General features: G+C 39.5%; 4 protein-coding genes. All 4 read left to right on the top strand.

Annotated elements, in window-relative coordinates:
* Positions 1-332, top strand: a 332-nt coding sequence (locus MV676_RS07185) for an FHIPEP family type III secretion protein (RefSeq protein ID WP_297446251.1), incomplete at its 5' end; no start/stop codon positions are given.
* On the top strand, positions 329-1,462 hold the full coding sequence (locus tag MV676_RS07180) for a flagellar biosynthesis protein FlhF (protein WP_297446249.1): 1,134 nt from the start codon (positions 329-331) through the stop codon (positions 1,460-1,462). The genes MV676_RS07185 and MV676_RS07180, both read left to right, overlap by 4 nt.
* Positions 1,462-2,316, top strand: coding sequence for an AAA family ATPase (locus tag MV676_RS07175; RefSeq protein ID WP_297446247.1), 855 nt, complete (start codon positions 1,462-1,464; stop codon positions 2,314-2,316). Before MV676_RS07180 ends, MV676_RS07175 begins: the two co-directional genes overlap by 1 nt.
* Positions 2,316-2,927, top strand: a complete 612-nt coding sequence (locus MV676_RS07170; RefSeq protein WP_297446245.1) for a sigma-70 family RNA polymerase sigma factor — start codon at positions 2,316-2,318, stop codon at positions 2,925-2,927. The genes MV676_RS07175 and MV676_RS07170 overlap by 1 nt, the downstream gene beginning before the upstream one ends.
* Positions 2,928-3,042 lie beyond the last annotated feature (115 nt).

Here is a 3,042-nt window from a genome sequence, read left to right as displayed (position 1 = left end):
TAACCAGCCTATACGCCAGAAATGGAACACTTACTGCACTTACTCTATCTCCAGAAGCTGAAGACTACATTCTCAAAAGAGTCAAGGAAAACGAAGGGTATCTCCCTCCGCTGGATCCAGTTTTCGTCCAGAATATGGTCAAAAGTATTTCTGACAAAATAGGTCAATTTGTAAACCAGCAACTGATACCTGTTATACTAACATCACCAGCAGTTAGACGTTTTGTCAGGACGATACTGGAACCTTACATGCCAAACGTTGCCGTTCTGTCGTACGCTGAAGTTGAACCTGGAGTTCAGTTAAACATTATTGGGGTGGTCAACGGAAAATGAGCGTAAAAATCTACGAGGGAAAGGATCTAGATGTCCTTATAGAAAAGGCAAAGAATGAATTGGGAGACATAGAAATCCTCTACTACGAAGTAGAGAAAGCACCAGGGATTCTACCCTTTTTCAGGAAAAAGAAGTATCGGCTGTTCGTAACCAAAAAGGAAAATACAGAAGAAAACAGGGTAGAACACCTAGAAGAAGAGATAAAAGAGTTAAAAAGTTTACTGGTAGATCTAAAGGAAAACGTAACGAAGCTACCTTCTCAGCAAATTGTTCCTTCAGTTCCTGAACATCTTGAAGAAAAAGTAGTATGCGCAATTCCCCAAATAGAAGAGTTTACGGGAGATGCCGTAGAACTGATCAACATTCTCATAAAAAAGGGCGTAGAACCATCAATTGCAGTTGATATAGTAAGAGCCTCGTGCGGGCTGGATATAGAAACTGAAAAATTGGATCTCAACACTGGTACTTTTAAAGAAGCTCTCATAAATGCATTTAAAAAGAAGCTAAAATTCACAGGTGAATTCACCGCCGAGAAGGGAAAACAGAAGATAATTGCATTCGTAGGTCCCACAGGAGTAGGAAAAACCACAAATTTATTCAAAATAGCAAGTAAGTTTGTCATAGACCAGGATTTAAATGTTGGTGTTATTTCCACAGACACTTTTAAAGTTGGAGGCACTCAACAGGCCAGAATTTACACATCTATACTAAACATCCCATTTTTCATAGCCACAGATCAGAAAAAATTGAAGGAAATTGTTGAAAATTTATCTGAATTGGATGTAATACTCATTGATACAGTTGGAAGAAGCCACTATGACTATTTTAGGTTAGGAGAAATCAAAACAATCCTTGGAGGACTGAACTCCTCTATAGATTATGTCTTGCTTATTTCCTGCAATTACGATACAAAAGAAGCCATGGAAATAGTCAACAGATATAGGAGTTTCTTCCCTATAAGTTCCTTATTCTTCACAAAAATTGATGAATCTTCCAAACCCGGCATCCTGATTAATGCAGGAATCAAATCCGGAATTCCACTTTCTTATGTAAGTACTGGTCAAAGAGTTCCAGAAGATATAAAGCTACTTTCTCCTTTCGTTATATCAGACTTTCTGTTGGGAGCATAATGGAGAAGCAGGCAGAAAAACTGGTAAAACTGGTAAAAGAGAAAAAGAAAAAAAGCAAATGCAAGGTTCTTTCATTCGTTAGTGGAAAAGGAGGCGTGGGTAAAACAACTGTATCGACATCTTTTGCCTATATCCTGGCCAACGTTTTTAACAGGAAGGTTCTACTCCTGGATTGCGATATTGGTTTGGGTAACGTTCATCTTTTATTGGGCCTGGATCCAAGCAAAAACCTTCGATCTGTTCTAAAAGGAAGCTCCCTGAAAAACGTAACTCAGACAGCTCTGAACCTCGATGTAGTCCTGGGATTTTCAGGAATAGAATCCGTCGAAGAACTGGAATCCTACGAATCTGCCAATTTATTAGTCCAACTTGACAACGTAATCGAGAAATACGACTTTGTCATTCTGGATAATTCTGCAGGACTTTCACGATTCACAGTAAACTTCTCAAGAGCAGCATCCGAAACCTATATCATAACCACACCAGAACCAACTGCTCTCACAGATGCTTATGCATTCATAAAGAGCATGTACAAACTTTATGACTACCAGTCATTTAAAGTAATCATTAATATGGTACCTTCACGTAAAGAGGGTTTTGAAACATTTGAAAGGCTCAACTCTTCAACGATGAAATTTCTGGGATTCAAACTGAAACTCGCTGGAATACTTCCCATATCTTCCAGAATAAGGGATGCTCTCCAGCAGAGCAAACCTCTGGTTCACATCTACTCTTCCGATCCCTTCTCCGTTGAACTGAAGAAAATAGTCCAATTGGAGGTAGGAGAAGCAATTCCTGAAAAAGATGAAGGGTTCATAAAACGATTCTTCAGACTACTGAAGGAAGGTACCTGATGTATACAAAGTCACGGAAGGAACTTGTAATAGAACATCTTCCTCTGGTCAAAAAAGTAGCTAGCAGAATATACGCAAGAATTCCCAACGGTGTAGTTGAATTTAACGAACTTGTAAACACAGGGGTTATAGGCCTGATAAAAGCCATAGACAACTACGACTCTCACAAAGCCAGGTTTTCCACCTACGCCTACATCAAAATAAGGGGAGAGATTCTCGACTACCTTAGAAAACTGGATTTCCTTCCCAGGAACCTCAGGGAAAAACTTAAAAACGGGAAGATTTCTGAAATTAGAGATGAAGCTGCCATCCTCGTTTCCATAGAAGAGAAACTATTTGGCAATTCAGAACGTTACACTCTGAAGGATACTCTGGCATCAAATACCCCTGAGCCTGAAGATTCTCTGTTGATGAAAGAGGCGAAGGAACTTCTGGCTGAGGGAATATCCAAACTTTCGGAAAAAGAACAGCTGGTACTTCAACTCGTATTCCTGGAAGAGCTGGATCTGAAATCGATAAGTAAAATCCTGGGAATCTCAGTATCAAGAGTTTCCCAGATAAAAACCGGAGCGTTGAAAAAATTGAGGAAATTCCTGGAAGATAAGTTATAATAATTGGCGACCTCATACGGGGAAAGAAATGAACATACTGAATCTGCTGCTAAGTAACTTGATCAGTGCAAAACCTCACCCCAGAGGAAAAATTCAGTCCACTTCAGACTTTGAC

Origin of the sequence: Desulfurobacterium sp. (assembly GCF_027028515.1) — a bacterium.
Lineage (GTDB): Bacteria > Aquificota > Aquificia > Desulfurobacteriales > Desulfurobacteriaceae > Desulfurobacterium_A.
Note: the sequence above shows the minus strand (reverse complement) of the source record. Positions and strands in the feature narration are given on the sequence as shown.

Excerpts from the sequence above, each read along its gene's own strand:
- MV676_RS07180 (WP_297446249.1), top strand. The coding sequence starts at position 329 with ATGAGCGTAAAAATCTACGAGGGAAAGGATCTAGATGTCCTTATAGAA.
- MV676_RS07175 (WP_297446247.1), top strand. The coding sequence starts at position 1,462 with ATGGAGAAGCAGGCAGAAAAACTGGTAAAACTGGTAAAAGAGAAAAAG.
- MV676_RS07170 (WP_297446245.1), top strand. The coding sequence starts at position 2,316 with ATGTATACAAAGTCACGGAAGGAACTTGTAATAGAACATCTTCCTCTG.